This is a genomic window from Candidatus Protofrankia datiscae (genome assembly GCF_000177615.2).
GTDB classification, from domain to species: Bacteria; Actinomycetota; Actinomycetes; order Frankiales; family Frankiaceae; genus Protofrankia; species Protofrankia coriariae.
The window spans coordinates 4,528,485-4,555,380 of the sequence record NC_015656.1 but is presented as its reverse complement, the minus strand read 5'-3'; the positions used below and the strand labels follow the sequence as shown (position 1 = coordinate 4,555,380).

At 71.1% G+C, this 26,896-nt stretch carries 18 protein-coding genes and 1 tRNA gene; 8 read left to right on the top strand and 11 right to left on the bottom strand.

Annotated features, from left to right (window positions below; all coding sequences use genetic code 11):
• Window positions 1-250: 250 nt before the first annotated feature.
• Both FSYMDG_RS25415 and FSYMDG_RS25410 read right to left on the bottom strand, forming a co-directional pair.
• Window positions 251-3,352, bottom strand: coding sequence for an AAA domain-containing protein (locus FSYMDG_RS25415; protein ID WP_013875034.1), 3,102 nt, complete (start codon window positions 3,350-3,352; stop codon window positions 251-253).
• Window positions 3,319-5,808, bottom strand: a complete 2,490-nt coding sequence (locus tag FSYMDG_RS25410; RefSeq protein WP_043604007.1) for an AAA family ATPase — start codon at window positions 5,806-5,808, stop codon at window positions 3,319-3,321. The genes FSYMDG_RS25415 and FSYMDG_RS25410 overlap by 34 nt, the downstream gene beginning before the upstream one ends.
• A 229-nt stretch (window positions 5,809-6,037) precedes the next feature.
• Here FSYMDG_RS25410 and FSYMDG_RS19085 point away from each other — a divergent pair, with 229 nt between their 5' ends.
• The gene (locus tag FSYMDG_RS19085; RefSeq protein ID WP_043604004.1) at window positions 6,038-10,015 is read left to right on the top strand and encodes a UvrD-helicase domain-containing protein; all 3,978 of its coding nucleotides are present in this window, start codon (window positions 6,038-6,040) and stop codon (window positions 10,013-10,015) included.
• A gap of 90 nt (window positions 10,016-10,105) precedes the next feature.
• Here FSYMDG_RS19085 and FSYMDG_RS19080 read toward each other — a convergent pair whose 3' ends face one another.
• Entirely contained in the window at window positions 10,106-10,987 is an 882-nt protein-coding gene (locus FSYMDG_RS19080) for a class I SAM-dependent methyltransferase (RefSeq protein ID WP_013875031.1), read from the bottom strand.
• 298 nt (window positions 10,988-11,285) lie between these two features.
• Between FSYMDG_RS19080 and FSYMDG_RS19075 the strand changes: the two genes are divergently transcribed.
• From FSYMDG_RS19075 to FSYMDG_RS19065, 3 genes are read left to right on the top strand one after another with little or no spacing between them, the layout of a single operon-like run.
• On the top strand, window positions 11,286-11,996 hold the full coding sequence (locus FSYMDG_RS19075) for a TerD family protein (protein WP_013875030.1): 711 nt from the start codon (window positions 11,286-11,288) through the stop codon (window positions 11,994-11,996).
• Between the two features lie 32 nt (window positions 11,997-12,028).
• Window positions 12,029-13,117 carry an IS630 family transposase gene (locus FSYMDG_RS19070; protein ID WP_013871712.1) on the top strand — a complete coding sequence of 363 codons (1,089 nt, stop codon included), beginning with the start codon at window positions 12,029-12,031 and terminating at the stop codon, window positions 13,115-13,117.
• Entirely contained in the window at window positions 13,003-13,410 is a 408-nt protein-coding gene (locus tag FSYMDG_RS19065) for a CAP domain-containing protein (protein ID WP_157491044.1), read from the top strand. The genes FSYMDG_RS19070 and FSYMDG_RS19065 overlap by 115 nt, the downstream gene beginning before the upstream one ends.
• A gap of 153 nt (window positions 13,411-13,563) precedes the next feature.
• Here the strand turns inward: FSYMDG_RS19065 and FSYMDG_RS19060 are convergent, their stop codons facing one another.
• The 7 genes from FSYMDG_RS19060 to FSYMDG_RS19030 all read right to left on the bottom strand — a co-directional run bounded on the left by FSYMDG_RS19060 (window position 13,564) and on the right by FSYMDG_RS19030 (window position 22,821).
• Window positions 13,564-14,319, bottom strand: a complete 756-nt coding sequence (locus FSYMDG_RS19060; RefSeq protein WP_043604002.1) for a glycoside hydrolase family 16 protein — start codon at window positions 14,317-14,319, stop codon at window positions 13,564-13,566.
• 558 nt (window positions 14,320-14,877) lie between these two features.
• Window positions 14,878-15,924, bottom strand: a complete 1,047-nt coding sequence (locus FSYMDG_RS19055; protein ID WP_013875027.1) for an MBL fold metallo-hydrolase — start codon at window positions 15,922-15,924, stop codon at window positions 14,878-14,880.
• A 606-nt stretch (window positions 15,925-16,530) separates the two neighbouring features.
• On the bottom strand, window positions 16,531-17,454 hold the full coding sequence (locus FSYMDG_RS19050; RefSeq protein ID WP_013875026.1) for an agmatinase family protein: 924 nt from the start codon (window positions 17,452-17,454) through the stop codon (window positions 16,531-16,533).
• A gap of 33 nt (window positions 17,455-17,487) precedes the next feature.
• On the bottom strand, window positions 17,488-18,738 hold the full coding sequence (locus FSYMDG_RS19045; protein WP_013875025.1) for a radical SAM protein: 1,251 nt from the start codon (window positions 18,736-18,738) through the stop codon (window positions 17,488-17,490).
• A 67-nt stretch (window positions 18,739-18,805) separates the two neighbouring features.
• Window positions 18,806-19,774, bottom strand: coding sequence for an EamA family transporter (locus tag FSYMDG_RS19040; RefSeq protein ID WP_013875024.1), 969 nt, complete (start codon window positions 19,772-19,774; stop codon window positions 18,806-18,808).
• 487 nt (window positions 19,775-20,261) lie between these two features.
• Window positions 20,262-21,929, bottom strand: a complete 1,668-nt coding sequence (locus FSYMDG_RS19035) for a polyketide antibiotic transporter (RefSeq protein ID WP_237702852.1) — start codon at window positions 21,927-21,929, stop codon at window positions 20,262-20,264.
• Window positions 21,922-22,821 carry an ABC transporter ATP-binding protein gene (locus tag FSYMDG_RS19030; protein WP_013875022.1) on the bottom strand — a complete coding sequence of 300 codons (900 nt, stop codon included), beginning with the start codon at window positions 22,819-22,821 and terminating at the stop codon, window positions 21,922-21,924. Before FSYMDG_RS19030 ends, FSYMDG_RS19035 begins: the two co-directional genes overlap by 8 nt.
• A 56-nt stretch (window positions 22,822-22,877) precedes the next feature.
• Between FSYMDG_RS19030 and FSYMDG_RS19025 the strand changes: the two genes are divergently transcribed.
• Entirely contained in the window at window positions 22,878-23,372 is a 495-nt protein-coding gene (locus FSYMDG_RS19025; protein ID WP_013875021.1) for a GbsR/MarR family transcriptional regulator, read from the top strand.
• A 344-nt stretch (window positions 23,373-23,716) separates the two neighbouring features.
• Here the strand turns inward: FSYMDG_RS19025 and FSYMDG_RS19020 are convergent.
• Window positions 23,717-23,788 (bottom strand) — tRNA-Arg (locus FSYMDG_RS19020).
• 73 nt (window positions 23,789-23,861) lie between these two features.
• Between FSYMDG_RS19020 and FSYMDG_RS19015 the strand changes: the two genes are divergently transcribed.
• From FSYMDG_RS19015 to FSYMDG_RS19005, 3 genes are all read left to right on the top strand, one after another.
• Window positions 23,862-24,254 carry a response regulator transcription factor gene (locus FSYMDG_RS19015; RefSeq protein WP_013875019.1) on the top strand — a complete coding sequence of 131 codons (393 nt, stop codon included), beginning with the start codon at window positions 23,862-23,864 and terminating at the stop codon, window positions 24,252-24,254.
• A 68-nt stretch (window positions 24,255-24,322) separates the two neighbouring features.
• Window positions 24,323-25,357 carry a DALR anticodon-binding domain-containing protein gene (locus tag FSYMDG_RS19010; RefSeq protein WP_013875018.1) on the top strand — a complete coding sequence of 345 codons (1,035 nt, stop codon included), beginning with the start codon at window positions 24,323-24,325 and terminating at the stop codon, window positions 25,355-25,357.
• Between the two features lie 217 nt (window positions 25,358-25,574).
• The gene (locus FSYMDG_RS19005; protein ID WP_013875017.1) at window positions 25,575-26,858 is read left to right on the top strand and encodes a homoserine dehydrogenase; all 1,284 of its coding nucleotides are present in this window, start codon (window positions 25,575-25,577) and stop codon (window positions 26,856-26,858) included.
• Window positions 26,859-26,896: the final 38 nt, after the last annotated feature.

Sequence of the window (26,896 nt, the reverse complement as noted above, 5' to 3'; positions counted from 1 at the left end):
GGCCAGGCCTGGCTTCGGCTCCCGGCCCGGCGAACGGACGTGTCACCAGGCGCCGGCCACCGGAGAAGATCGTCGAAAGTTTGTCGTTGTGTACGCTTTTTCGCCTGAAAAGCGTACACAACGACAAACTCGTTCAGATCATGGCCCGTGTGGGCGGCCGCGGGCAGGAGCCACGCCGGCTGACTGAGAACGCCGGTCGGGCAATGTCCCAGGTCGGGGGTCCCAGGTCGGGGGTCCCAGGTCAGGAGTCCTAGGTCAGGGCGCCGAGGGCGTCGTCGAGGCCTTCCAGGTCGCTCAGGGGGATTGGCGTCCAGCGGTGTTCGCCGGCTCCCGGCGCGACGGCAGCCCGGCCGCCGGCCGCCGTGTCAGCCGTGTCGACATCATCGCGGCTGGCGTTCTCGCCATCCCTGCGCGTGTTGTCCGTGGGGATGTCGTCCGTGGGGATGTTGCCCCCGGGCACGTCGTCCGCCGGTGTACCCGGACGGGGCGGTGCCGGCTGCGATCCGTGACCGGCTCCGGCCGGATCGACGGGGGCGGTGCCGCCCCGGGCGGTACGGGCCGCGTGCGGCGCCACCGGTGTCACGCCGACGGCGGTCAGGGCCGGCCACAGGGAGGCGAGCGAGGCGTCCGGGTCGATCTCGAACTCCGACTGGCGGATCCGCCAGAAGCGCCAGCCGGCCCGGCGCAGCTCCCGCTCGCGGGCGAACTCGTGGGCGATCCGCTCGGGCGGCACGGCGGTGTCCGCGTCGCACTCGACCGCGAGGCGGGCGCGTCCGCCGGCCACCACCAGGTCGACGCGCCGACCGTTCACCTCGACCTGGGGCCACACCAGATAGCCGCGTTCGCGCAGGGCACGGAAGACCCGTTGCTCGAAGAGGGTGTCGAAGCGAGGGTGCGGGATGTCCGGGCGGACGTCGCGCGGCACGGGAACGGACGTGGACACGGCGGGGGCCGGGCCGGCGTCCACCCCGACGGTGACGGACGGCCGCACGGACGTCTGTGACAGTATGTAACTGAGATAGTTGTGCCGCAGGTCGGTCGGCTCCAGGTCGCCCGTGGTCACCGAGTGGAACAGCCACACCTGGTCGCGGGCACGGGAGGTGGCCACGTTGAACCTGCGCTGGTACTCCAGCCGGGTCAGCGACGGCGTGGGGGTGTCGGGCGCGACGACCATCGACAGGAACACCACGTCCCGTTCGTCGCCCTGGAAGTCCGGCGGGGTCCCGACGCGCAGCCGCCGGCGCTGCTGCTCGGCCGGGGACATCCGGCTGATCAGTTTGCCGCGGATCAGCTCCGCCTGGGCGCTGCCCTGCAGCACGACGACGCCGAAGGTCAGCCCGTCGTAGCGGGGGTCGTCGGCGCAGGCCAGCACCTGGGTCACCAGCGCCTCGGCCTCGGCCGCGTTGCGCAGCCCGCCGGCGACACCGGAGGTGACCGCACCCGGGACGTGGCACGACCGCAGCGGCGGCAGCCGGTCCGCGCCGAACTGGCGCAGTGGCACCAGCGGGGCGTCCCGGTAGAACAGCGCGGACGACCACTCGATGATCTCCGGCATACAGCGGAAGTGCTCGCGCAGCCGGATGACCTCGCCGAACCTCGTCCGCAGCAGGGTGAACAGGCTGGACCGGGGGGTGAACGCGATGCGCAGCCAGCCCGGCACGTCGGGCAGCAGCGTGTCGAGACGCTGGAAGACCGGTTCCAGCTCCTCGAAACTCGCCTCCGCCGGGGTGCACTGCCGGTCGTCGCCGACCACGATCACGCGGGGCGCCAGCCACAGCAGGAACAGGCTGTCCAGCCCCGCCTGGCTGCCCTCGTCCACGATCACCACGTCGAAGCAGTCCCGGACGGCCGGAATGGTCGACAGCACCTCACCGATCGGCATGATCCAGGCGGGGACGGCGGTCTGGGCGACCCGCATCGCCTCCCGGGCGGCCTGCCGGTACCGCTGCGCGTAGCGGCCGGTGAACTTGCCGCCCGCGGCGACCGCGTCGGCGTAGGAACGCAGCGCCGCGGACTGCTCGGCGCCCATCCGCCCAAGGCAGTGCTTCCAGGCGAGCGCGCCGGCGAGTTCGGCGGTGGCGGCGGCGAGGGCGTCCTCGGCGGCGTCGAGTTCGGCCTCGACATCGGTCTCACCAGCCGCCGTCCGCGAGCGTTCCAGCCAGGTCGCCGCGCAGGCCCACGCCCATGCCGCGGGGAAGGAGACGATCCGCCGATCCCACTCGGCCGCGTCCGCGCCGCCCGGACGGCTGCCGGCTGCCGCCTCGGCGTTACGGAGCATATCTACCGTTCCGGCATCCGATGTCCCGGCCGCAGCCTTGGCGCCGTCGGCCGTACCCGGCGCCAGGCCCTCCAGCAGGACGGCCAAGGCCGGGTGCGCGTCCCGTACGCGCGCCAGCAGAGTCACGCAGCGCCGCTCCGCGTCCCGTTCGCTGTCAGCCGCCTCAAGCGCGACCCGGGCGGCCTCGTAGGCGGTGACGTCGCGGGCGGCCAGCGCGTCCGCGAGCGTGCCCAGCTCCGGCGCGGCCGTCCCGGTCCTGGCCGCCGCCAGGTAACGGCTGTGGATACGGCTGAGACCCGCGGTGGCGGCGGTGGCATGTTGACGTAGCCGGACATCCTCGACCGCGGCGGCGAGATCCCGGCAGGCCCTGGTACCGGTGAGCGTGACGCCGAGGGAGCCGCCGGCGGTGGTCAGAGCGCCCGTGCCGGCAGCACCCGGGACGTCCGGCGTGCCGGGGGTGCCGGGGACGCCGAAGGAGGCCAGGACACCAAGGAGGCGGTCGCGCGCGCCACGGGCCCGGTCGACCGCGGCGAGGGCGTCGGCCAGATCGTGCAGGCGGGCCAGGCGCACCTCGACAGCGGCGTCCGGGTCGATGTGTACGTCCACCAGCGCCCAGGCGTTGCTCGCCGTCTCCAGGCAGACCTGTGCGGTCAGCCGGGCGAGCACCGCGTCGAGCAGGTCGGGGGTGCGCGGGGGGACGCCGTCGACGGTCGCCTCCGTGAGCAGCAGGGCCGCGTTCTTCTGGGCCTTCGGCGGGAAGACGGCGCGCAGACCGTGGCCGGCCGCCAGGTGGGCCCGCAGCGCCTCGCCGTGGGCGAGCAGCACCTGCGCGTTCGCGGGCCCCCGTTCGGTCAGCGCGGGCAGGACGACCGTGCGCAGCCCGACCCGCTCGAGCGCGCTGGCGGCCTGCTCGACGGCCGGCGCGGTCGAAGCGATCTTTGTCCACAGCACGGTGTCACGGCCGGCGAGGGCGTCGTCGAGCGCCGTCCGCACCCACGCCCAGCGGCTCTGGTGGCCCGCCATCAGGGCCAGCGCGTCGGTCAGCTCCGCGGCGACCGCCCGCAGGGCGTCCACCTGCGCCGGAGACAGCCCGGCAAGCCGGTCGGCGAGGGCGGCCCGACCGGCTCGGCAAGGGTGACCGTGCTGTCGTGGGCGACCGAGGAGGCGGCCCGTTCGGCGGCCAGCAGCTGGCGGATCGTGCCGGTCGGGACCAGCAGATCCGGATCGGTCGGGCCCTGGGCGAGCCGGCGAGCCCGGGCAGGCGTGCGGGAGCGCAGCACGGCGAGCAACTCGGCCGCCTCGGCGGCGTCCAGGGGCACCGGCGGCGGCCCGCCGCGCTCGCCATGGCTGCCGCGTCCACCGTGATCGTCGCTGGCAGGTACCGGGCCGCGCCCGCCGGCAGCACCGCCGCCGCCGTATCCCCTGTCACTTTCGGTGACATGACCGCCAGGGCTGGCGCTGTCCTGGCCACCGCCGATGGCGGGCCAGGGCACGGGGGTGGGGAGCCAGCCGTGGGCGGCGCGCTCGTCCCGGACCCGCGCCGCGATTCGGGCCAGGGTGCCCTCCCAGCCCGGCGCCACCTGCGAGCCGTCATGGTGGGCACCTTCGGCCGCGCGCAGCCGCTGGATCAGTTCGGCCAGTTCGGCCCGGCGGGCGGCGGCGTCGTCCCGCCGGGAGCGCAGCCGCGCGATCCGCCGGTCGTGGTCGTCCGGCCGGAAGGCGGCCTTCTCCGCCGCGAGCGCGCTGATGCTCACCGCGAGCTCGGTCGAACCGGTGTCGTCGAGGTCGGTGAGTGACACGCACAGCCGTTGCAGCTCCGGGGGCATCTTCTCCCGCAGCACCCGCAGCGCCTGCGCCTTCTGGCTGGTGACCAGCACCCGCTTGCCCTCGGCGAGCAGCGCGGACATCAGGTTGGCGATCGTGTGGGTCTTGCCCGTCCCGGGCGGGCCTTCCACCACGACACCGTTGTCCCGGCGCAGACGTTCCATCACGTGGGCCTGCTCCGGGTTCGCCGGCAGCGGGAACAGCGGCGCGGTGTCGCCCGGGCCGTCCCGGCCGGGCGCCGCGTCCCCGGCAGGCAGCACGTCTCCGGCGGGCACCGTGCCCGCGGCCAGCCAGGCCAGGCGTTCGTCGGCCTCCAGCGTCTCGACCAGCTGTACCAGGCCGAGCGGCGGCGGGCCGTCGCCGCGCAGCGCGTCCAGCATCTGGTCGTAGTAGTTCAGCAGCGCCGCCCGGCCGCGGGCGCGCAGCACCAGTGCCGGGGCGAAGGTCACCTGCGGGCGTGGGCCGGCCGGCCGCGCCGCCGGCTGCCAGGACGGCGAGTAGCCGTCGGTGGACACGTCCACGGCAAGGGTCAGCCAGTCCCGCAGCGCCCGCTCGTCCTCGGAGCCGAGGGGGACCGCGGGGCGGCCGCGCAGCCGCTCGTGCAGCGCGTTGGTCCGTTCCGGCCGGAACGCCGCCACCCCGTCGAGCAGGCTGCTGTCCTCCAGCGGGGTCGTGGCCTCGGCGGGCAGCCGCAGGCGGATGGCGGAGCTGGTCGTGTCGATCTCCACCAGCAGCCTGGTCGCGAGCAGATGATGGCGGACCTCGACGGCAGCGGGCGGCGGGCCGCCTGTCGCGGGCGGGCGTGCCGCCGCCGGGCCGAGCGGGGGTCGGCCCGGCATCGTCGCCGATGTGATCGCTGTCGACGTGCCGAGCGAGGGCATGCCGGTGGTGGACGGGCCGGGTGCGGCGGACGGGCGCGCCGTGGACGCCGATGCTGATGCTGATGTCGGGGTCGGGGCGTGCCAGGACAGCAGGCCGGTGCAGAGCACCAGCTCGAGCGCGTCGCCCTCCTGCGCCAGGCGCTGCGCCACCGCGTGCAGGACGTTGTGCAGGGCCCACCGGTCGGCGTCCGCGCGGGCCCTGGTCGCCCAGATCCGCCAGGCCGGCAGCCACTGCGCGTAGGCGGCCTGGACCTCGGGCGCGTCCGCGAGCCGGATGGTTTCGGTGATCTCACGCTGGATGCCGTCCGGTCGCAGCTCGACGCGGGTCCGCGGGCCGATCTCGCGCAGCGGCGGGAACTCCTCGACCGGCTCGCCCGGTTCGGCCATGACGACCCAGCCGGTGAGCTGGCCGGGCAGCGCCGGCGGCGGTGGCAGAGCCGCCGCGGCGGGAGCGGACAGCAGCACCTCGCCGGGGCTGGCCTGCTCGAACAGGGACAGGCCGTCCGGAAGGTTGTCGAGCCACACCACGACGGGATGCTCGTCGACCGTGGTGACCCGCGGCGCCTGGGCCAGGGCGATCTCCCGCAGGAACCGGACCAGGCGATGGCACCGGTCGGTCAGCGCGGCCCGGCGCCGGTCGTCGAGGCGGCGTCCCGCGTGGGCCGCCGGCCCGCCAGCGCTTTCCCCGCCGGGCTGTCCCGCACCGAACCGTTCCTCGCCGTGCTGCCCCGCTCGCCCCTCACGACGCCGCCCGTCGCCGGGTCGCTCGTCGTGATGAGGCTCGTCGTGATGGCGTGGCTGGCGGACAGCCGTTTGTTCGGTCATAGTCCTCTCCGGACGCGACAGCCCCACGGGCTCCTCCGATGGCCGGATGCGCACACCGGCGGACACACCCCGTTGCGGCAATGCCCATAATGACCCGTCCCGCCAGGAGGCGGTCATGCCGGGTGGCGTCGCGGGCGGGCGGTGGCGGGGGCCAGCCGAAGAACGCCGGTGGCCAGGCCCGGCAGGCCGCCGTGTGTGCGAGCGCGCGGGTGCGACAACATACCCAGCTGTGAGCTCACGGTTTCTTGCGGACCTGCACATCCACTCCAAGTACTCACGGGCCTGTAGCCGTGACTGCGACCTGGAGCATCTTGCCTGGTGGGCGGCGCGCAAGGGGATCCAGGTGATCGGCACCGGCGACTTCACCCACCCGGCCTGGTCGCAGGAGATCGCCACCAAGCTCGTGCCGGCCGAACCCGGCCTGTTCCGGCTGCGTCCCGACCTCGAGGCGGACGTGCTGCGGACCCTGCCCGCGTCCTGCCGGGTGGCGACCCGGTTCATGCTCTCCACGGAGATCTCCACGATCTACAAGCGGGGGGAGCGGACCCGTAAGGTCCACCATCTTCTCTACGCCCCGAGCACCGACGCCGCGGCCCGGATCACCGCGAGCCTGGCGAAGATCGGCAATCTCGCCGCGGACGGGCGTCCCATCCTGGGACTGGACTCGCGTGACCTGCTGGAGATCACCCTCGGCGCGGGCGACGGCTGCTATCTGATACCGGCCCACGTGTGGACGCCGTGGTTCGCGGTGCTGGGCTCCAAGTCCGGTTTCGACGCGGTCGAGGACTGCTACGTCGATCTGGCCGACCACATCTTCGCGCTGGAGACCGGCCTGTCCGCGGACCCGCCGATGTTCTGGCGGCTGTCCGGGCTCGACCGGTTCCGCCTGGTCAGCAACTCCGACGCGCACTCCCCGCCCATGCTCGGCCGGGAGGCGACCGCGTTCACCTGCGACGTCGACTACTTCGCCATGCTCGCGGCGCTGCGCACCGGGGACGGGTTCGCCGGCACGATCGAGTTCTTCCCCGAGGAGGGCAAGTACCATCTCGACGGTCACCGCAAGTGCAACATCCGCTACGAGCCGAGTCAGACCCGGCAGGCGGACGGGCGCTGCCCGCAGTGCGGACGGGCGCTGACCGTCGGCGTCCTGCACCGGGTGGACACGCTGGCCGACCGGACCGAGGGGTTGCGGCCGCCGACTGCGGGCGAGATGCGCTCGCTGGTGGCGCTGCCCGAGGTCGTGGGGGAGATCCTCGGGGTCGGGCCGAAGAGCAAGGCGGTGGCCGCGCAGGTCACGACGCTGACCACCCGGCTCGGCCCGGAGCTGGGGATCCTCGCTGAGGTCCCGCTGGACGCGATCGCCGAGGTCGGTTCGTCCGCGCTGGTGGAGGCGATCCGCCGGCTGCGGAACGAGGAGGTGATCCGCGAGGCCGGTTTCGACGGCGAGTACGGCGTCATCCGCCTCTTCCGCCCGGAGGAACTCAGCTCGGACGCGGGCACGCTGTTCGACCTCGCCGCCACCACGGCAACACCGACCGGCACGGCAACACCGACCGGCACGGCAACACCGACCGGCACGGCAACACCGACCGGCACGGCAACACCGACCGGCACGGCAACACCGACCGGCACGGCAACACCGACCGGCACGGCAACACCGACCACCACGGCAACACCGACCACCACGGCAACACCGACCACCACGGCAACACCGACCGGCACGGCAACACCGACCGGCACGGCAACACCGACCGGCACGGCAACACCGACCACCACGGCAACACCGACCGGCACGGCAACACCGACCGGCACGGCAACGGCCCCGGGCAGCTCCCGGGCCCGCACCGCCCGCCGGGGCAGCCGCGCAGTCCGTACCGCGCTGGCACCGTCCACGGCCGCGTCCTCGCCGACGTCCTCCCCGGCATCGCCGTCCGTCCGATCCGGCGCCTTATCCGCGGCCCCGCCCGCGGTGGACAGCCCCACAGGCCTGACGAGTCCGGTGTATCCGACGCAGCCGGCTCCCGGGCAGCGTGTCCCCACCGCTGACGCGCTCCCCGGCGGACCATCCTCCTGGTCGCCATCTCCCGACGGGCCCGCCGCCGACGCGTGTCCCTTTGACGGGCCCGCCGCCGACGTGGTGGATGTGCCGCCGCAGGGCGTGCCGTCCGAGGTGCCCGGCGTGTCCGTCCTGGCCGCTCTCGACGCCGAGCAGCGCGCCGCGGCAGCGGTCACGAACGGCCCGCTGTTGATCGTCGCCGGGCCGGGGACCGGCAAGACCCGCACCCTCGTCCACTCGATCGCGTACCGGGTGCGGGAGTGCGCGGTGCCGGCCGAGCGGTGCCTGGCGGTGACCTTCACCCGGCGGGCCGCGGCCGAACTGCGCGAACGGCTCGACGCGCTCATCCCGCAGCAGGCGTCGCGCGTTTTCGCGACCACCTTCCACGGCCTGGGGCTGCGGATGGTCCAGGAGCAGCACGCGCGCCTCGGCCTGGGGCCGGATGTCGCGGTCGCGGACGAGGCGGTGCGCACGCAGATCCTGCGGGAGGCGCTGGCCGGTACGGCGTCGGGGACGCGCAACCTGGAGCGACTGCGGCGCGCGCTGGCCGGGCTGCGCCGCGCCCGCGCGCTCGGGGAGCCCACCGACGGGCACGAGCTGGCCGTGGTGGCGCGGGGGTACGAGCGTGAGCTGCGCGCGCGCAACCTGGTCGACCTCGACGACCTCGTCCAACTGCCCGTGCTGGCGATGCGGGAGCATCCCGAGATCGCCGACGAGTACCGGGCGCGCTGGCAGCACGTCTGGGTCGACGAGTACCAGGACGTCGACGAGTTGCAGTACATCCTGCTGACCATGCTGGCCGGGCGCTTCGGCGACGCCTCGCCCGCCTGTCCACCGGAACCCGTGCCGGCGGCGAACCTGTGTGCGATCGGCGACCCGGACCAGGCCATCTACTCCTTCCGCGGTTCCGACGTGGGCTTCTTCCTGCGTTTCCGGGACGACTTCCGGGACGCGAAGGTGGTGTCGCTGACCCGCAACTACCGCTCCACCCCCGTGATCGTCGAGGCGGCCGTCCGCCTGATCGAACCGGCCACTCTGGTGCCCGGCCGGACCCTGGGCGCGGTCGGGGAGCATCCGCACAGCGCTCCGGTACTGCTGCGCCGCACCGCCGACGAGGCTGACGAGGCATCGGTTGTCGTGGGCCTCATCGAGGAGGCCCTGGGCGGCACGTCCTTCCATGCGCTCGACACCGGGGTGGACGGGACGGGGCAGGCCCGGCTGTCCTTCTCCGACATCGCGGTGCTCTACCGCACCGCCCGCCAGGCGCGGCCGGTGATGGACGCCCTCGACCGGCAGGGGTTCCCCTTCCAGCGCCGGTCCCACAACCGGTTCGCGGACACCCCGGGCGTCGCGTACCTGCTGGAGCTCGTCGGCGACGACACGCCGGCCGACGGGATCCCCGCAGCCCCCGTGCTCCCAGCGGACACGGTGCCGGCGCGGGGCCGCGGTGTTCTCGCACGGCTGCGGGCGGCGGCCCAGATCGCCCTCGACAGCGCCGCCGGCCTGCCCGGCCGCGGCGGCCCGGCATCCTCCGGCAGCCTGCCCGGGACAGCGCCGGACGCCCGGAGCGGGCCGGTGTCACCGGCCGGGCCCGCATCGCCGACGCCTCCGGCCGGACCGCCGAACGAGGCCGAGATCCGGTACGCGCTGGACGTCCTGACCTCGCTGGCCACCGAGTGCGGCGACGATCTGGAGCGTTTCCGTTCTGAGATCGCGCTCGGCGCGGAGGTCGACACCTTCGACCCCCGGGCGGACCGGATCTCCCTGCTGACGCTGCACGCCGCCAAGGGACTGGAGTTCGGGTTCGTCGTCATCATCGGCTGCGAGGACGGCCTGCTGCCGTTGCGGTGGGCGGGCGCGTCCCCGGCCGGCAGCGGTGCCGGTGCGGGCGCGGCCGCCGGACTCACCGGGCGTGATGACGGCAGTGACGACGGTGACGAGGAGGAGCGGCGGCTGCTGTTCGTGGGCATGACCCGGGCCCGGGAGCAGCTTGTGCTCACCCATGCGGCCCGCCGTGGCCGGCAGGTGTCCGAGGTGCGGCCCTCGCCCTTTCTGGACAGCCTGGGCGCGCCGCTGCTCGAACGCCGTTCCGGCCCGCCCCGGCCCCGCCGGGCCCGCCCGAACCAGGGCCGCCAGCTCCGGCTGATCTGACCGCTGCCCACCGTCCCGGGAGCGTTGATCGCGGACGCGCGAAGAGCTGCGAAGGGCCGCGGAGAGCCTGGTCGCGGTGCCGGCGGCCGGTCAGCGCCGGCGGAAGACCATGGCGAGGTTCCAGGTGACGACCTCCCGGACACCCGGCACCCGCAGGATCGGCCTGGTCCACGCCGGCAGGTAGCGCGGCATGGCGGCCACGACGTCGATGCCGTGATGGCCGTGGGCCCAGGCCAGGGCGTCGGCCACCGACACCGCGAACAGGCTGCTGCCGTAGCGGTTCTTCGGCGGGGTCCCGGTGCGGCGCTCGTAGCGCCGAGCCGCGCGGTGGCCGCCGAGGTAGTGCCAGGGCGCGGTTTCATGCCCGCCCCAGGGCGAGAGCCAGTTGGTGAAGCTCAGGAAGATCACCCCGCCGGGTCGGGTGACCCGCACCATCTCCTCGCACATCCGCCACGGGTCCGGCACGTGCTCCAGGACGTTCGACGAGTAACAGATGTCCACCGAGGCGGTGGCGAACGGCATGTCCAACGCGCTGCCGAGCACCCGGCCCGGCTCCACGATGCCACCGGCGCTCAGCTCGGAGATGTCCGGCTCGACCCAGACGTAGTGGGCGCCGGCCTGCTGGAAGGCGCTGCGGAAGTAGCCGGGGCCGCCACCGACGTCCAGGACGAGCGAGCCGGCCAGCGTGGTGAAGTGGCTGAGCTGGTGCACGGAGTCGGCGGCGAGCAGCGAGTAGAAGCCGGCCGGGTCGACCGGTTCGCGCCGGGCGGCGCGGAAGAGCCGGACGGACCGCCCGATCGAGGTGCTGGCGATCGGCGCCGGCGCGCTGCCTGTGGGCGTCGCTCCAGAGCGTGGCGCCCGTGCCGGGGCTGTCGGTGCCGTCTCCGGGGTTTCCGTTGTCCCGCCGCCGGCGGTGGCGTGCGCATCTGGGATGGATGGGGATTCGCGCGGGGCGGACACCGTCTCGGCCATGCCGGGACACTAACACCCCTGACCGGGGTCGAAATGTGATCTTTTCGGACGTCTTTGCCCGAATCAGGAAGACTCTTCGATCATCGTCCGGATGTCGGATGTCGGATGTCGGATGTCGGATGTCGGATGTCGGCACCGGCACCGGCGTCGGCGCCGTTCGGCCGGGACGATACGTGACACTTGTTCGTCCTTGTAAGAGCGATCGAGGTAAGAGCGATCGAGAGCGCGCTGGTGACCCGGACGGCCCGGCCCTCGGCCGGCCGCCGTGACCCACCTGCTCGGACTACTCGGAGTGATCATGATTGAGCTGGTCGCCGGTGCCAACCGGTCGTTGCCGGACGGCGCGCTGTCCGTTCACGTGGCCGGGCCGTTCGACCTGTCGCTCCTGATCACCAGCGGGAACGGGAAGGTCGCCGGGGACGGCGACTTCGTCTTCTACAACCAGCCGTCCGCGCCCGGGGCTCGGCTGACCGGTGACGGCGCCAGCATCGACCCGCCTCGGCTGCGTCCCGCGGCAACCAGGGTGGTCGTTGTCGTGAGCCCGGCCGACACCGGTGCGACGCTCGGGCAACTGCCGCCGCCGGTCCTGAACGTCCGTGGCCGGGGCGGCACCCCCGTCGCGCGCTTCACCCCGCCGCGGCCACGGCAGGAGACCGTTCTGCTGCTCGCGGAGATCTACCAGCGTGGGGCCGGGTGGAAGATCCGAGCGCTCGGCCAGGGCTATTCCGACGGCCTCGCCGGGCTGGTCCGCGACTTCGGCGTTCAGGTCAACGACGACGACGGCGCCGCGCCGGCGGGCCCACCGATGACCCCGCCACCGCCACCGCCACCGGCGCCGGCACGGCCGGCCGCCTCGTCCGCCGCCGGTGCGGCCGTCGGCGGGGGCACCAGGGGAGCCGATACCGGAGGAGACATCGTCTCGCAGGTCGTGGCATTGGTGAACGTCGAACGGGGCAGGCTGGGCCAGCGTCCGCTCACCGTGGACGTCTGCCTGCTCCTAGTGTCCTGAGTCGTTGATTCGTGTGCAGATAGAATGGGCTGGTGCCTGGCCCGAGCGCGGATCCCATCGAGTTGTCGTCTGCTGAGCGTGCGGTGCTGGAGGGCTGGGCCCGACGGCGGAAGACCGCGCAGGCGCTGGCGTTGCGCTCGCGGATCGTGCTGGCCTGCGCGGACGGTGGGACGAACTCGGGGGTCGCGGCCGAGCTCGGGATCACCCGGGGAACGGTCGCGAAATGGCGGGAGCGGTTCGCGGTCGACCGGCTGGAGGGCCTGTCAGACGAGGCACGTCCGGGAGCGCCTCGGAAGGTCACCGACGCCCAGGTCGAGGCGGTGATCGCGAGGACGTTGGAGGAGAAGCCACCGAACGGCGATACCCATTGGACATCGCGGTCGATGGCGAGGGCCAGTGGGCTGTCGCAGTCGACGGTGTCACGGATGTGGCGGGCGTTCGGGTTGAAGCCGCATCTGGTCGAGACGTGGAAGCTGTCCACCGACCCGCTGTTCGTGGACAAGGTCCGTGACGTGGTCGGGGTCTACCTCGACCCGCCGGAGAAGGCGATCGTGCTCTGCGTCGACGAAAAGTCGCAGGTGCAAGCTTTGGATCGCACGGCACCGGTGCTGCCCCTGATGCCGGGTACCCCGCAGCGGATGACCCACGACTACGTCCGCCATGGCACGACCAGCCTGTTCGCCGCGCTCGACCCGACGTCCGGGTCGGTGATCGCGCAGACCTTCCGGCGGCACCGTCACCAGGAGTTCCTGCGCTTCCTCAAGCTGATCGACTCCTCGGTCCCGAAGGGCTACGACCTGCACCTGGTCCTGGACAACTACGCCACCCACAAGACCCCGGCGGTGAAGAACTGGCTGCTGCGCCACCCCCGCTTCCACCTGCACTTCACCCCGACCTCGGCGTCGTGGATGAACCTGGTCGAGCGCTGGTTCGCGGAGCTGACCACCCGCAAGCTGCGCCGATCGACGCACCGCTCGGTCGTCGAACTCGAAGCCGACATCCGCCGATGGATCAACGCCTGGAACAAGGACCCGAAGCCGTTCGTCTGGGCCAAGACCGCCGACGAGATCCTCGAGACCCTCGCCGCCTACTGCCAGCGAATCAACGACTCAGGACACTAGCGGCGCAGCGGCACAGCGAGGACATGGCGGCGAACAGCTACATGGACCATGTCAGCCTGGACGGCCGGACGATGACCGACCGTGCGACCGCGTCCGGTTACCGTTACCGGATGCTGGGTGAGAACGTCGCGGCCGGTCAGAACAGCCCGGCGGAGGTGATGGACGGCTGGATGAACAGCCCCGGCCACCGTCGGAACATCCTCAACGGGGAGTTCACCCAGATCGGGGTCGGCTACGCGCGTGGCGGTAGTTACGGCATCTACTGGACTCAGGTTTTCGGCACGCCCGCCTGACAGGGAAACCGCGGGGGAAATGCAGGCTGTCGGAGCGGTCTGTCGAGTCTGCCGGTCACCGCGGCCGGTGCGGATTGACCGGTGGCGGTGACCGGTCGATCCGGCAACCCGTGCCGGCTCGGCAGGGCTGTGGCCCATGGGGCCTGTCGGCGGTTATGGGGCCTGCTGGTAGATGTGGACGTAGTCGATGTCGACGCTGCTGGGGAACTGAGTGGCGCTGTTGGGCGCACCGCCCCAGCTGGAGGAGCCGCCCACGTCCAGGTTCACCATCAGGTACATCTTTTCCGAAGGAACCAGGCTCGTCAGGTGACCGGTCTGCACGCCGTCGATGTAGAAGGTCAGCGATCCTGGCTCCCACCTGACGGCGAAGTTGTGATAGTCGGCGCTCCAGTCCGAGTGCCTGGTCTTGAACTGGTTCTCACTGCCGTGCCTGGTGTGCAGTGTCTGGAAGATGGTCGTCTGGTCCTCACCGATGAATTCCATGATGTCGATCTCATCGAGTGTGTAGGCCGGGTTGTACAGCCAGATCGCGGGCCAGAACCCCTTGCCCTTCGGCAACTTGGCGCGGACATCCACATAACCGTAGGTGAAGAAGTACCGCTGGTCGCTGTTTATGATGCCGCTGGTGTACGGAAACGTCCTGCCCTTGAAGTTGTAGGGAGCCCTGCTCGCGGTCAGGTGCGCCTTGCCGTCGCTCTGCGTCACCGCGGACGGCGAATAGCAGTTCTGCGAGCCGTGGTTGCCGGAGTTGGCCCCGCACTGGGCGCCCTGCCAGACGTTGGTGACCCACTTGGCGGTGTCCAGCACAGGTGCGTCGAACTCGTCGCCGAACACCAGGCGCCAGCTGTCGTCGAGCCCTGGTGGCCGCGTGGCGGGAGCGGGCGCGAGCAGCGGGAGAAGCGGATTCACCGCCGGCGGGGCCGGGGCCGGGGCTTGGGCCTGGGCCTGTGTGGGCGCTGCCTGCTGTGCCGGCCCCGCCGTGGGCGGTGCTGACTGAGCCGGCTGATCGCCCGCGGCCGCGGACGCGGACGCGCCGGGCGACGGATGCGCTGCCAGGTAGGCCTTGGCGGCCTGCTGCCCGATAGACGAAACAGACGGGGAGGACTCCGGTGACGTGGACGTGCGAGGAGCCTGGCAGCCCGCCAGGGCGACACCCACTGGTAGTGTCAACGTCATCGCCAGGAGCCGCCACCGAGTCCTGAATCTGGACTTGGTCGGTGCGGAGGACTGAAGTCTGGGCAACACGAGTCCTTACATGTCCGGTCCCCTCCGGCGGAGGGCAGCGTAACACGCCCCTGTGCGCACACCTAGCGCCGACAAGCGACGTTCCAGCATCCTAACAGGAGTAGATCTATTTTTAGGATGATATGTCATGATGGGCCCGTTTCTCCGCCGCCGGCCATCGTGTCTGGTCGCCGCGTCTGTTGGTAGCCGTCGTCCAGTACCGGATCCCCGATTTCGGGGAGCTCAGTTTCGCGTGGCGTAGCGCACAACGCCGTCCCCGGCGGTGGCCGCGACCAGTTGGTCGTGCTCCACCAGCAGGTCGAGGTGCGCCTCGATCTCGAGGACGGCCAGCGTCTGACTGGTCGTGTCGAGTTCGTCCAGTCGGCGTTCCCGGCGGGTCCAGCGCATCGCCGCCGCGACCTGGAACGCCGTTTCGGCACCCGCGCGAACATTGCGGGCGGCGGTGTCCAGACGGGCCTCGTGATGGGCCAGCAGCTCCTCGACCCGCCGGTGCACACTGGTGGTGACCGGGCCATGCGCGGGCAGCAGCAGTGTGTCGGGCAGACCGCCCATCAGCCGCAGCGACTGCAGGAAGCTGCGCAGCGGCGACGGTTCGGGCGCCCACTCGAACCCCAGCGACGGGGTGATGTGCGGTAACACATGGTCGCCGGCGAACAGCAGGCCGTTGGTGCTGTCACGGAGCACCACATGGCCGCGGGTGTGCCCCGGGGTGGCGAGGACGTCGAGCTTGCGCTCCGCCAGGCCGACGACATCGCCGTCGTCGAGCCAGCTGTCGGGGGGACCCCACGGCGCGTTCTGCGAGTGGTCCGTCTCGTGCACCAGGTATCGGGCGTAGCGTTCGGCCAGCTCGGGGGCACCGCAGCGCAGCAGCATCGCGATCTGCGGGCGGGTGAGGACCTCGGATTTCTCACCGGCGAGTATCGAGTGGTGCTCCCCCCAGCCGATGCTGACCTTCGTCCCGAACCGCGCGCGCAGGGCGAGGGCCTGGGTGTAGTGGTCGTGGTGCGCGTGGGTCACCATCACGCGGGAGACGTCGTCGAGCTGGTAGCCGAGCGTGCTCAGAGCGGTGGCCAGCGCGGATTCGGTGGACGGCATGGCCCACCCGGAGTCCACCACGACCAGGCCGTCGACGTCCGGCACGACGTAGACGTTCACCGCGCGCAGACCGCTGTACGGCAGCGGGAGCGGGATGCGGTAGACCCCGGCCGCCACCGGGTGTGCGCCGGGCTCCGTCCAGTCGTCGGGTTGTTCGTTCGGCGGCGGTGGCACGCACGTCTCCTCGATTGGTTCTTCGGCTGGTGGTCGCGGCGTTTTCGATCTGTCTAAAGATAATTGGAATTAATACGATTTTACTGTGCTGATCGGTCACCTGCCTCCCGATCGCGCCAGTTTCGCCGGCAGCACGCGAATGACCCAGGACGCGAATAGGCCGTGATGCCCCGCCCGGTGGCCGGTTCGTTGTCGACGACGGACATGCCCGCGACGCTCCCGGCCGGATCGAGCCGCCGCCAGTGTCCGCCGCCGGCCGCGCTGCTCTCAGCCTCCGCCGTAGGTGGATTCCGTCGTGATGACAGCGCTTTCCACCTACAGGCGCGGAAGCCGTAGGTGGAAAGCGTCGCGATGGCAGCGGTTTCCACCTACAGCCGGCGGCTACCGGCCAACGCGGGTATCGGGCAGCCGGGGCGGTGACAGACAGCTGTCCGCGCGTCGGGTTCGACGTCGGAACGCAAGAGCCCGCCCCCGACCGGCGCGCGGCCGGGGGCGGGCTCTGGGAGGCCGGGCCGTGGGGGCCAGGCAGCCAGCCCGTCACCACGGCGGCGGGCCGCGGGCGACGGGCTGTGGGTGGGGGACGCGGGTGACGGGGCATGGATCCGGTCAGGCCCACTTGCCGGCGACGACACCGGCCATGTGGTTGAGGAGCAGATGGGCCGCGAGCTGGGAGATCTGGTCGAGGCGGTCCAGCGGGGGACTCACCTCGTTGATGTCGATGCCCACCACGGGGACGGCGCCGCTGATCTCGAAGACGGCGTCCGCCACCTCGTGGGTGAGCAGACCGCTGCCGTTCGGGACGCTGGTGCCGGGTGCGAACGCCTGGTCCAGGCAGTCGATGTCGACGGAGATGTACACGCCGTCGGTGTCCCGGGACACATGGCTGATCGCTTCTTCCAGAGTCTCCCACCAGCCACGCCGACGGATCTCGTAGGGCGTGCGGACGAGCACCCCCTGCTCCTCCGCGGAACGCATGTAGTACTCGGAGTAGATGGGGGCGCTGATGCCGGGCTGGGCGGTCACCGAGTAGTCGATGACATCTTCCAGGGTCTTCATCCAGTGGCCCGAGTGTTCCTTCCTGGGGATCGGCGGGCGGGCGTCGAAATGGGCGTCGAAAACGATCAGTCCGAATCGCCGGCCCGGGTTCCGCCGGAGCAGGCCGCGGAAAATCGGGTCGGCGATCGAGTGGTCACCACCGAGAAAGACCGGATGCTGTTCCGGGGGAATTCCGGCCACGGCTTCGGTGATATTCGCGTAGGTTTCCGGCAGCGAGTGGACGACGTCGACCCGGCCGAGGTCGACCAGTCGGACGTGGTCCAGCGAGACTCTTTTATCGGTGCAGTAGAGGGAGAACCCGTTGAACGCGGTCCGAATGCCCTCGGGCCCGAAACGGGTTCCCGGTCGATGGCTCACCGCGTAGTCGAACGGGATCCGCAGGAACGAGAAGACGGCGTCGTCCGGCGTGGTCTGGTCGACCCAGCTGTCGGCGACCCAGCATATTGTCGGGTCGTCGACGACCTTCGTGTGCATCGTGCGTTCTTCCTCTCGCCGGTATCTTCTCGCCTACGGCTTCGCGGGCGCCTGCGCGGGCAGCGTGTCGGCGGGGCGGGCGCCCGCCGGCAGGATTTCCACGTCGACCGCCCGGCTGCGGGCACCCCGCCGGTGGATCTCGACCTGTGAGATCTCGTCCAGCGCGTTCTCCATCACCGGGTCGGCTTCGTGCCGGTTACGCCAGTGCAGGTACTGCTCGGTCTTGCGGTCCATCGGCCCGAGATCGACGCCCCGCCACTGGCGTTCGCGCAGCAGGCAGAAGCCGTTCTGGTCGGGCTGGCGCACGCGCCGGGCATAGGTCGACTGCCAGATGTCGGCCAGGCTGTCGTGGCGCAGATGGCCCAGCAGGCGGCCGAGGCCGTTGCAGTCGTACACCTCGCCGAAGAGGTTCACGAACAGGCCCACGTTGACCTGGCGGCACCGGTAACCGCCCCCCATGGGCCGGCTGGGAACGTATTCCAGGCCGTATTCCTCGCGGTCGATCCGGGTCATGAACTCGATGAGCTCGTCGGCCCGCCGCTTCTCGAAGAGAACCTGCCGGTGGTCGGCCATACCCTCGGGAATGAGGGTCATGATGTAGTTGTGCACGTTGTTGTCGCGGCACCAGCGGAAGATCGTGTCGATCTCCTCCATGTCCTGGAAATGCAGGGTCACGACCATGTCGATGGCCATGCGGGTGGGTATCGTCGAGGCGAATCCCCGTTCGACGAGCAGGTGTAGCGCCCTGGTGGCGACCCTGCCGTAGCCCTTGACGCCGACCATCTTGTCCTGCACCCGTGGGTCGTCGGAGTTGTGCTTGATGAAGATGGTTGCGCCGAGCCGGTACAGCCGGTCGATCGTCAGCTCGTTGAGATGCCAGCCGCTGGTGAAGACGACCGGGATCATGCCGTTGTCGTGGATGTACTCCAGAATCTCCCAGAAACCGGGATCGATCATCGGTTCGCCCGCCCCGGGGAACTCGATGGTGGTGGCTCCGAGTTCCCTGGCCTGGCGGATGATGTCCTTGTGCTGTTCGGTCGTCAGCTCGGTGCGGTTCGGCACGTCGCTGTAGCGGTCCGGGGTGCGGTCGCAGTAGAAGCACTTGAGCTGGCACTCGCCGGTGAAGTCCATGTCCAGGTGCAGCATGCGTGCATGCGCCTGTGCCTCGGCTACCGTGCTTTCGCAGTAGTCGGTGCCCCTGGCCCAGAGATCCTCAATTCGCTGGCGGGCCGCGACGATGTGCGGCAGGTTCTTCCGATCGGCCACGGTGATGCTCTTGCCCATGGGTTCTCACGCCCTTTCTCCGGTGGATCCGGCGCGGCACCAGAACGGTTGACGCCCGGTCCGCCGGTCAGTTCACGACGGCCTCTTCCCGTTGCCCGGTTCCCGCCGGTTCGCCGGGACGTTCCCGAAGCAGGAAACGCTCGTTGCAGTGCATGTGGACGAGGGCGACCAGGAGCAGTGCGATACCGGCGAGCTGGGGGAGCGCAAGTCGTTCGTCGACGAGCAGATACGCGGCGAGCCCCGCGACGACGGGATCGAGCATGCCGATGACCGTCGCCGGGAACGCGTCCACCTGTCGCAGTCCGCGCAACAGCAGCCAGTACGGCACGACCGTGGCGAAGACCCCGATAAAGAGGATGTAGGCAACGGTGGACGGTCGATAGTCGATCCGGTCGAGCGGGAGGACGGGGACGAGTACGAGCCAGCCGACCGCCGACATCACGAAGGTGTGAAAAGTGAGGGTCGTTGTCTCAAGGTCGAGTCGTCGTGCCCGGTTGCCGGCCATGTTGTAAAGGGCGAAGGCGAGCCCGCACAGCAGCCCGGCCGCGAGCCCCAACCGGTTGGCCCGGAAGATGTCGGCGTCGTACGCGCCCGTGAGCAGATAGCAGCCGAGGACGCTCATACCGAGCACGGTGACGCTAGCCCGGTTGAGCAGATGAGTGCCCTGGCCCAGCCCGATCAGGATGACGAAGACCGGTGCCGTGTACTCGAGCATGATGGCGACGGCCACGTCGGTCCTGCTGATGGCTATGTAGAATGTCAGGTTCACCATGATCAACAGGATCGTCATGATGCCGAGATGCCCGAGCTGGGCCCGATTCACCGGGAGGATTCTGGCGCGCGCGAACACGATGACCGGGACAAGCGCGACGGCCGCGCAGAAAGAGCGCAGAGCGGTCAGCGAAACCGCGGACATATTGTCGTTGAACAGCACCTTCGCGACCGCGCCTGCGAGCCCGAAGAGCGCCGACGCCGCGGATATGCACAGATAACCCGACAGCGTCCGCTGAGATTTCTCCACGCCCGCACGTGTCATGTCTGGGCGTCTCCTCGCCATCAAATAATGCGAGGGGAACGGCAGCGCGTAACAGGTTAGGAGCAGAGCCGTGTTCGGGTCAAGGAATCCTAATCATGATCTTGCCGAGTGATGCCGGCGAGAATGGTTCGACCTGTCCGCGGGAACGTGCTTGACGCTGGCTGGCGTAAATTTCCGATACTTTCCTGGTGATCTTGAAGAGATCTCCGGGTGGGTGCGGCCTCCACAGGAAAGTACCTGACCGGCGGTGGACGCTCGCCACAAGGACGCCACAAGACTGGCATAAGACTGGCATAAAACCGACGCAGGACCGGAGCGGGAACAGCGCAGGGGCGAACGCGGCCGGACGTGCGTGTACGCGCCCGGTACAGGCTGGCGCGGGGCCGACACCGCGGCTGGGGCGGGCAGCGCGGACGGCGTCCCGCGCCGCCCAGGCGGGGCCTCCTGCATCCCTCCCGCATCCCTCGCGCCGCTGTCCCCGCGCTTCCTACGTAGTGGTCAGGTCACGGCGCAGAAACGAGGCGAGCGCGCCGAGGCCGGCGAGCAGCCCGATGCCGACCATGACGGCTGCCGCGACCGGCCGGAACGGCTGGGCCGGCACGAGGCCGACGTGGGCGAAGGGAGTGAGGTCGAGCAGCCACCGCGGTGGGCTGAGCAGAGAGCCGACGAGCTGCCAGAGGAAGGTGACCGCGACCAGACCGTAGGCGATGCCGCTGGCGGCCCGGGGCACGAGCGCGTAGCCAAGGGCGCCGAGGCCGAGGAACAGGCCGGCGGTGGGAAGGGTGTTGGCACCGGCTTCGAGCAGGCTCGGCAGCGCGACGCGCACACCGGAGGCGGCGGCGCCGGCCCAGGCGGCCAGGCCGGCGGTCAGGGCGATGGCGGTGGCGGCAACGCCGGCGAGCACGAACCGTCCGGCGAGCCAGCCCCCGCGGGAGAGCGGCTGCGCGAGCAGGGTTTCCAGATGCTGTGCCTCGTCCTGACGCAGGACGCCGATCTGGACGCAGGCGAACAGGCTGACCGCCAGGGTGACGAACAGGAACAGGAACGCGAGGTAGCCGGTGGGCGTGAGGATCGACCCGGAGCCCAGTTTGGCGATCTCGCGCTGCACGTTCTGCGGCACGTCGGCGCTGGAGATGCTGTGCGAGACCGTGCCGAGGACGAACATGAAGATCGCTACCGTGCCCAGCCACGCGGCGAGGACGCCGCCCTGGCCACGCAGCGCCTGCGACGTGGTCGACCGCAGCAGGTGCAGCCAGGGGTCGGCGCTGTCGCGGCTGGGCAGCAGCCCGGCGCCGATGTCGCGTCCGCGGACCAGGCGGGTCGCCACGGCCAGCAGCACGCCAGTGACGACCACCGGCAGGAGCAGGACCAGCGGCCGGGCCCCGGTGAGGGGACGCAGCTGCTCGGCCCACCCCAGCGGGGTCAGCCAGCGCAGCCAGCCGAGCCCGGCGACGGTGTCGGCGAGGACGCGCAGGAGCAGCAGCACGCCGGTCACGGCACCGCCGAGGGCAAGCGCGGCGCGCCGGGACGCGGCGAGCTGGCCGGCCAGCGCGCCGATACCGGCGCAGGTCACCGCGACCGACGCGGCCGCCGTGGCCAGGCAGGCCGAGCCTGCGACGGGGAGCCCGGTGACGACAAGGCCGGCGAACTCCGCGAGCCACAGCGCCCCGACACCGGCGGCGATCGCCGTGTAGGCGGCGGTGTACAGGACGCGGCGGGAGACCGGGCCGGCGAGCAGGTGGTCGGTTCGGCCGCTGTCCTCCTCGGCGCGCGTCGCCCGCACGGCGGCGAGCAGCCCGAACACGGCGGCGGCGATCGCGAGCACGCCGCCGACCCGCCAGGCGGCGTAGCCGGCGATGGTCTGGATCTGGTGGGGCTGCCCGTAGAGCAGCCGTAGGCCGGTGTTGTCGGCGAAGCCGCGGGCGAACGCCAGCCGGTCGGCGGTCTCGGGATAGGTGTGCCGGTATCCGACCGGTTGGACGTAGGAGTAGACGGCGAAGAGGTAGGCGAACACGACGGTGCGGGTCCGGGCGTCACGTAGGGCCCGCCCGGCCAGCGGGACCATCACGCCACCACCGCGTCCGCGTCCGGGTCCCGGCCAGGAGCGGGGTGCCGCCGGCACGGCCGGCGGGGCCGTCACGGTGGGGTCAGTCATCGATCCTGCCCCGGGCCGGGTCGGCGTAGTGGTGCAGGAAGATCTCCTCCAGGGAGGGCTCCTGGCTGGTCAGGGTCGCGACCGGGTGCCCGGCGAGCGCCGCGATGACCGGGCCCACACCCCCGGTGGTCCGCAGCCGCAGGCCGCTCGGGCCGACCGGCTGCACCTGCACACCGGGCAACGGCGGCAGCTGGGGCGCCGGGCCGGTGAAGGTGACCTCGACGGTCTGGGCGTGCAGGTGCCGCAGCTGGGCCAGGGTGCCCTCGTCGACCAGCCGGCCGCGGCGCAGGATGCCGACCCGGTCGCAGAGGGCCTCGACCTCGCTGAGGATGTGCGAGGAGAGCAGGATCGTCTGGCCGCGTGACCTGGCCTCCTCGGCGCAGTGGCGGAACTCCACCTCCATCAGCGGGTCCAGGCCGCTGGTCGGCTCGTCAAAGATGAGCAGATCGGCGCGGGTGGCCAGGGCCGCGATCAACTGGACCTTCTGCCGGTTGCCCTTCGACAGCGCACGTACCTTCTTGCGCGGGTCGAGCTCGAAGCGGCTGACCAGTTCGTCGCGGTAGGCCACGTCCACCCCACCGTGCAGGTGAGCCAGAAACTCCAGTGTTTCCGTCCCGGTCAGTGACGGCCACAGCGCCGGTTCGCCGGCGACGTAGGCCACCCGCCGGTGCGCGGCGACCGGCTCCGCCCAGGCGTCGATCCCGAACAGGCGGGCCCGGCCGGCCGTCGGGCGGTGCAGCCCGAGCAGCAGCCGGATCGTCGTGGTCTTGCCTGCGCCGTTCGGGCCGAGGTAGCCGTATGCCTCACCGGGCGCGATCGCCAGGTCGAGCCGGTCGAGGGCGACGGTGTCGCCGTAGTGCTTGGTCAGGCCCTCGGTGTAGATTGCATACATGATCTTTACATTCTACGGAACTTTCACGATTTTATGAACATAGTGAAGGCGGCGAAGTGAAGGCAGCTGAAGGACGCCGGCCGGAGGGGGATCCGCGAGCGGTGGAGCGGTTCGTCGAACGCTTCGCCGGAGCGCTCGTGGACGCCGGCATGCCGCGGATGCCCGCGCTCGTGTTCGCGGCGTTGCTGGCCACCGACGACGCCCGGCTCACCGCCGAGGAACTCGTCGACCAGCTGCGGATCAGCCGGGCCGCCGTCTCCGCGGCCGTGCGCTATCTGACCGGTCTGGGCATCCTGCGCCGTGAACGCCAGCCGGGCTCCCGCCGGGAGCACTACGTCTTCGAGGACGACAGCTGGTACGAGATGGTCGCCCGCCGCGAGCAGGTGCTCGACCGGTGGATCGTCACCGCCCGGGCCGGTATCGACGCGGTCGGGGCCGCCAGCCCGGCCGGCACGCGGCTGGCCGAGTCGCTCGCGTTCTTCGAGTTCCTGCAGGCCGAAATGCCAGCCCTGCTAGCCCGCTGGCGCCGCCAACAGGCCCGCCCAAGCTAGTGGTACTTCGTCCGCCACGGCAAATATCCGGCCCAACAGCGTGGGCGTCGAGGATCAGGCCCGGTCAGTGGGTGCGGGGGAACAGGCGGGCGGGGAAGGGGTCGGCCCGCCCAACGGAGCCGCTGGCGAGGCGGGTGCCGTACCCGCCGGAGGGGGCGACCCGCCGGGAACCGGAAAAACCCGGGTTCGAACCTGCGTAACCCGACGAGGAATCTTTGCCTGACTTGGGTGACAGAATCGAACTCAGAACCAGCGAAAGGCAGTCGACCTGTGCCCCAAAATAGCTAGTCTGAGTGAGAAGCACTCGATTTATGAACTCTCTATAACTAAGATACTACGCTGTGTGCCCCCGGCAGGATTCGAACCTGCGCACCTGCCTCCGGAGGGCAGTGCTCTATCCCCTGAGCTACGGGGGCTCCAGGACGACGGGTCTTACCGTACCAGGCCCGTGGGGGTAGTCATCCGGCCAGGTGGCCGTAAGCTCCGGATGTGTACTGCGAAGCCCCGCGCGTCCTCGTCGTCGACGACGACGCTGTGATCCGCCAGCTTGTGGTGGTCAACCTCGAGCTGGAGGGCTTCGAGGTGTACACCGCGGTCGACGGCTTCGACTGTCTGGAGCGGGTCCGGGCCGTCGCGCCGCATGTGATCACGTTGGACGTCATGATGCCGCACCTGGACGGCTGGGACGTGGTCGCCCGCCTGCGCGAGGATCCCGCCACGGCGGACATCGCGGTGATCCTGCTGTCCGCGCGCGCCCAGGCCGCGGACCTCAGGCGTGGGGAGCGGCTGGGGGTGGACTACTACCTCACCAAGCCCTTCGATCCGGACGAGCTGATCGGGGTCGTGCGCCGCCTCGCCGCCGGCCGTGACCAGCCGGTCTGAGGCCACGGCCGGCCTGTCCGAGGTTCGGTAGCCCGGCCGGGACCGTTGCGCGCCGATAGCATCACGCCATGACCCCGGCCGATCTCGCGGAAACCCTCCGGGCCATCGTCTGCGATCTTGTCGCCGACGATGAGCTCGACGTGGAGGCACCCACGATGGTGCCGGTCGAACGTCCCAGGATCGCCGGCCATGGTGACTACACCACCGCGATCGCCCTCCGGCTCGCCCGGCCGGCGCGGCGGCCACCGCGGGAGATCGCGGAAGCGGTCGCGGCCCGGCTTCGGCTGGATCAGGCGGTGTCCGGCGTCGATGTCGCCGCTGGCGGCTTCCTGAACATCCGGCTGGCGAGTGACGCCCGCGGAGAGATCGCCCGGATGATCGTGCGGGCGGGCGACGGCTATGTCCGTGACACCGCGGCCCGTGACACCGCGGCCCGCGGCGTCACGCCCGGTCGCCCGTGGCCGGATGGCGATAATGATCACGCCGGCCGCCGTGACGGCGACGATCACGCTGGCGGCGTGCGCGCCGTAACCGGTTCGACGGCCGACCCGACCGACCTGGCTGACACTGGCCTGGCTGACCTGGCCGATCTGGTGAGCACGGTCGGAACGGACGCGGCCCGTTATTCGCTTGCCCGCCTCCCACCGGGCAGCGCCGGCGCGCGCGATATCGACCTCATCGACCTCGATGTCATTACCAGGCAGGCCAACGGCAATCCGGTTTTCCGCGTCCAGTACGCTCATACTCGGATTTGTCTGCTGCTGCGTAATGCCGGGCAGTTGGGGCTGGGGGTGGATGTCGAGGGCGCGGACGTGTCCCTGCTGACCCATCCGCGTGAGGGCGATCTGCTGCGGGCGCTGGGTGATCTGCCGAGGGCCGTCGCGGCCGCGGCTGAGCTGTGGGCACCGTACCGGGTCGCGCGTTACCTCGAAGAGCTTGCCGATACCTACCATCGTTTCCACGGGGTATGCGAGGTGCTGCCCCGTGGAAACGACGCGGCAGGGGCGCTCACCGGGGCGCGGCTGCTACTCGCCGACGCGACCAGGATCGTGCTTGCCGGGGGTCTCCACCTGCTGGGCGTGTCGGCTCCGACGAGGATGTGACTGTCGTGCGTGACCAGGCCCGTTCACCCGTCCGCCAGCCGGCGCCCACCGGCGGCTGTGCCAGCGCGTCCGTCGGCGCCACGAGGTGTCTTGTCCCCACGTCGGCGCGGCCGGCGCCGACGCTCCCGACGGGAGCGACGCACGGTGGGCATGGTCATGGTGGGGCAGGCCATGGTGAGAAATCCGGTGAGGAATCCGCGATGAGGAACCGGCGATGATGAGGATTGCGCTGCTGGGGTGTGGTGTGGTCGGCAGCGACGTCGTCCGGCTGCTGCACACCCATGCCGAGGATCTCGCCGCCCGGGTGGGCGCGCCGCTGGAACTGGCCGGCGTGGCCGTCCGCCGCCCGTCCATCGCGCGCGACATCCCAGTCGATCCAGCGGTTTTCACCGGGGACGCGGCGGCGCTGGCGACCCGGGACGACATCGACATCGTCGTGGAGGTGGTCGGCGGCATCGAACCGGCCCGCGGCTGGCTGCTCGCCGCGCTGCGCGCGGGAAAGTCGGTGGTGACGGCGAACAAGGCGCTGCTGGCCACCCACGGCGCGGCCCTGTACGACGCCGCCGCCGCGCACGGCGTGGACCTCTACTACGAGGCGGCGGTCGCCGGCGCGATCCCGTTGCTGCGCCCGCTGCGGGAGAGCCTCGCCGGTGACCGGGTCCGCCGGGTGCTCGGCATCGTCAACGGCACCACCAACTACATCCTCACCCGGATGGACGAGACCGGCGCAGGCTTCACCGAGGCCCTTGAGGAGGCGACCGCGCTCGGATACGCCGAGGCCGACCCGAGCGCGGACATCGACGGCTTCGACGCCGCCGCGAAGGCGGCGATCATCGCGCAGCTGGCGTTCCACACCCGGGTGACCCTGGACGACGTCCACCGGGAGGGCATCGGCGACGTCACCGCCGCGGACATCGCCAGCGCCCGCGCCATGGGCTGCACGGTGAAGGCGCTCGCCATCGCCGAACGGTCGGTGGAGGCACCTGGAGTAAGCGTGCGCGTGCATCCGGCGATGATCCCGCGGGCGCATCCGCTGGCGGCGGTCCGGGACGCGTTCAACGCGGTGTTCGTCGAGGCGGAGGCGGCCGGCCAGCTGATGTTCTACGGTCGTGGGGCCGGTGGCTCGCCCACGGCGTCCGCGGTGCTCGGCGACCTGGTCGCGGTGGCGCGCAACCGGCTGGCCGGCCGGCGTGGCCCGGGGGAGTCCGCCTACGCGGCCCTGCCCGTCCTGCCGATGGGCGCGACCGTGACGCGCTACCACATCAACCTGGACGTGACGGACAAGACCGGGGTGCTCGCCTCGGTCGCCGCCGCGTTCGCGCGCCAGGACGTGTCCATCCAGAGCGTCCGCCAGGACGGTCACGGCGACGACGCGAGTCTGGTCCTGATCACGCATGCGGCCACCGACGCGGCCCTGGCCGCGACCGTCGAGGAGCTGCGGGAACTGGACGTCGTCCGCGCCGTCGCGAGCGTGATGCGGGTCGAGGGAGGTGAGCTGTGACGACAACATCGCGCGCGGCGACAGCGCCGACGACATCC

Coding starts and splice junctions, on each gene's coding strand:
- FSYMDG_RS25410 (WP_043604007.1), bottom strand. CDS start 5,808: ATGACCGAACAAACGGCTGTCCGCCAGCCACGCCATCACGACGAGCCT.
- FSYMDG_RS19080 (WP_013875031.1), bottom strand. CDS start 10,987: ATGGCCGAGACGGTGTCCGCCCCGCGCGAATCCCCATCCATCCCAGAT.
- FSYMDG_RS19075 (WP_013875030.1), top strand. CDS start 11,286: ATGATTGAGCTGGTCGCCGGTGCCAACCGGTCGTTGCCGGACGGCGCG.
- FSYMDG_RS19065 (WP_157491044.1), top strand. CDS start 13,003: ATGGATCAACGCCTGGAACAAGGACCCGAAGCCGTTCGTCTGGGCCAA.
- FSYMDG_RS19050 (WP_013875026.1), bottom strand. CDS start 17,454: ATGCACACGAAGGTCGTCGACGACCCGACAATATGCTGGGTCGCCGAC.
- FSYMDG_RS19045 (WP_013875025.1), bottom strand. CDS start 18,738: ATGGGCAAGAGCATCACCGTGGCCGATCGGAAGAACCTGCCGCACATC.
- FSYMDG_RS19040 (WP_013875024.1), bottom strand. CDS start 19,774: ATGACACGTGCGGGCGTGGAGAAATCTCAGCGGACGCTGTCGGGTTAT.
- FSYMDG_RS19035 (WP_237702852.1), bottom strand. CDS start 21,929: ATGACTGACCCCACCGTGACGGCCCCGCCGGCCGTGCCGGCGGCACCC.
- FSYMDG_RS19030 (WP_013875022.1), bottom strand. CDS start 22,821: ATGTATGCAATCTACACCGAGGGCCTGACCAAGCACTACGGCGACACC.
- FSYMDG_RS19010 (WP_013875018.1), top strand. CDS start 24,323: ATGACCCCGGCCGATCTCGCGGAAACCCTCCGGGCCATCGTCTGCGAT.
- FSYMDG_RS19005 (WP_013875017.1), top strand. CDS start 25,575: ATGAGGATTGCGCTGCTGGGGTGTGGTGTGGTCGGCAGCGACGTCGTC.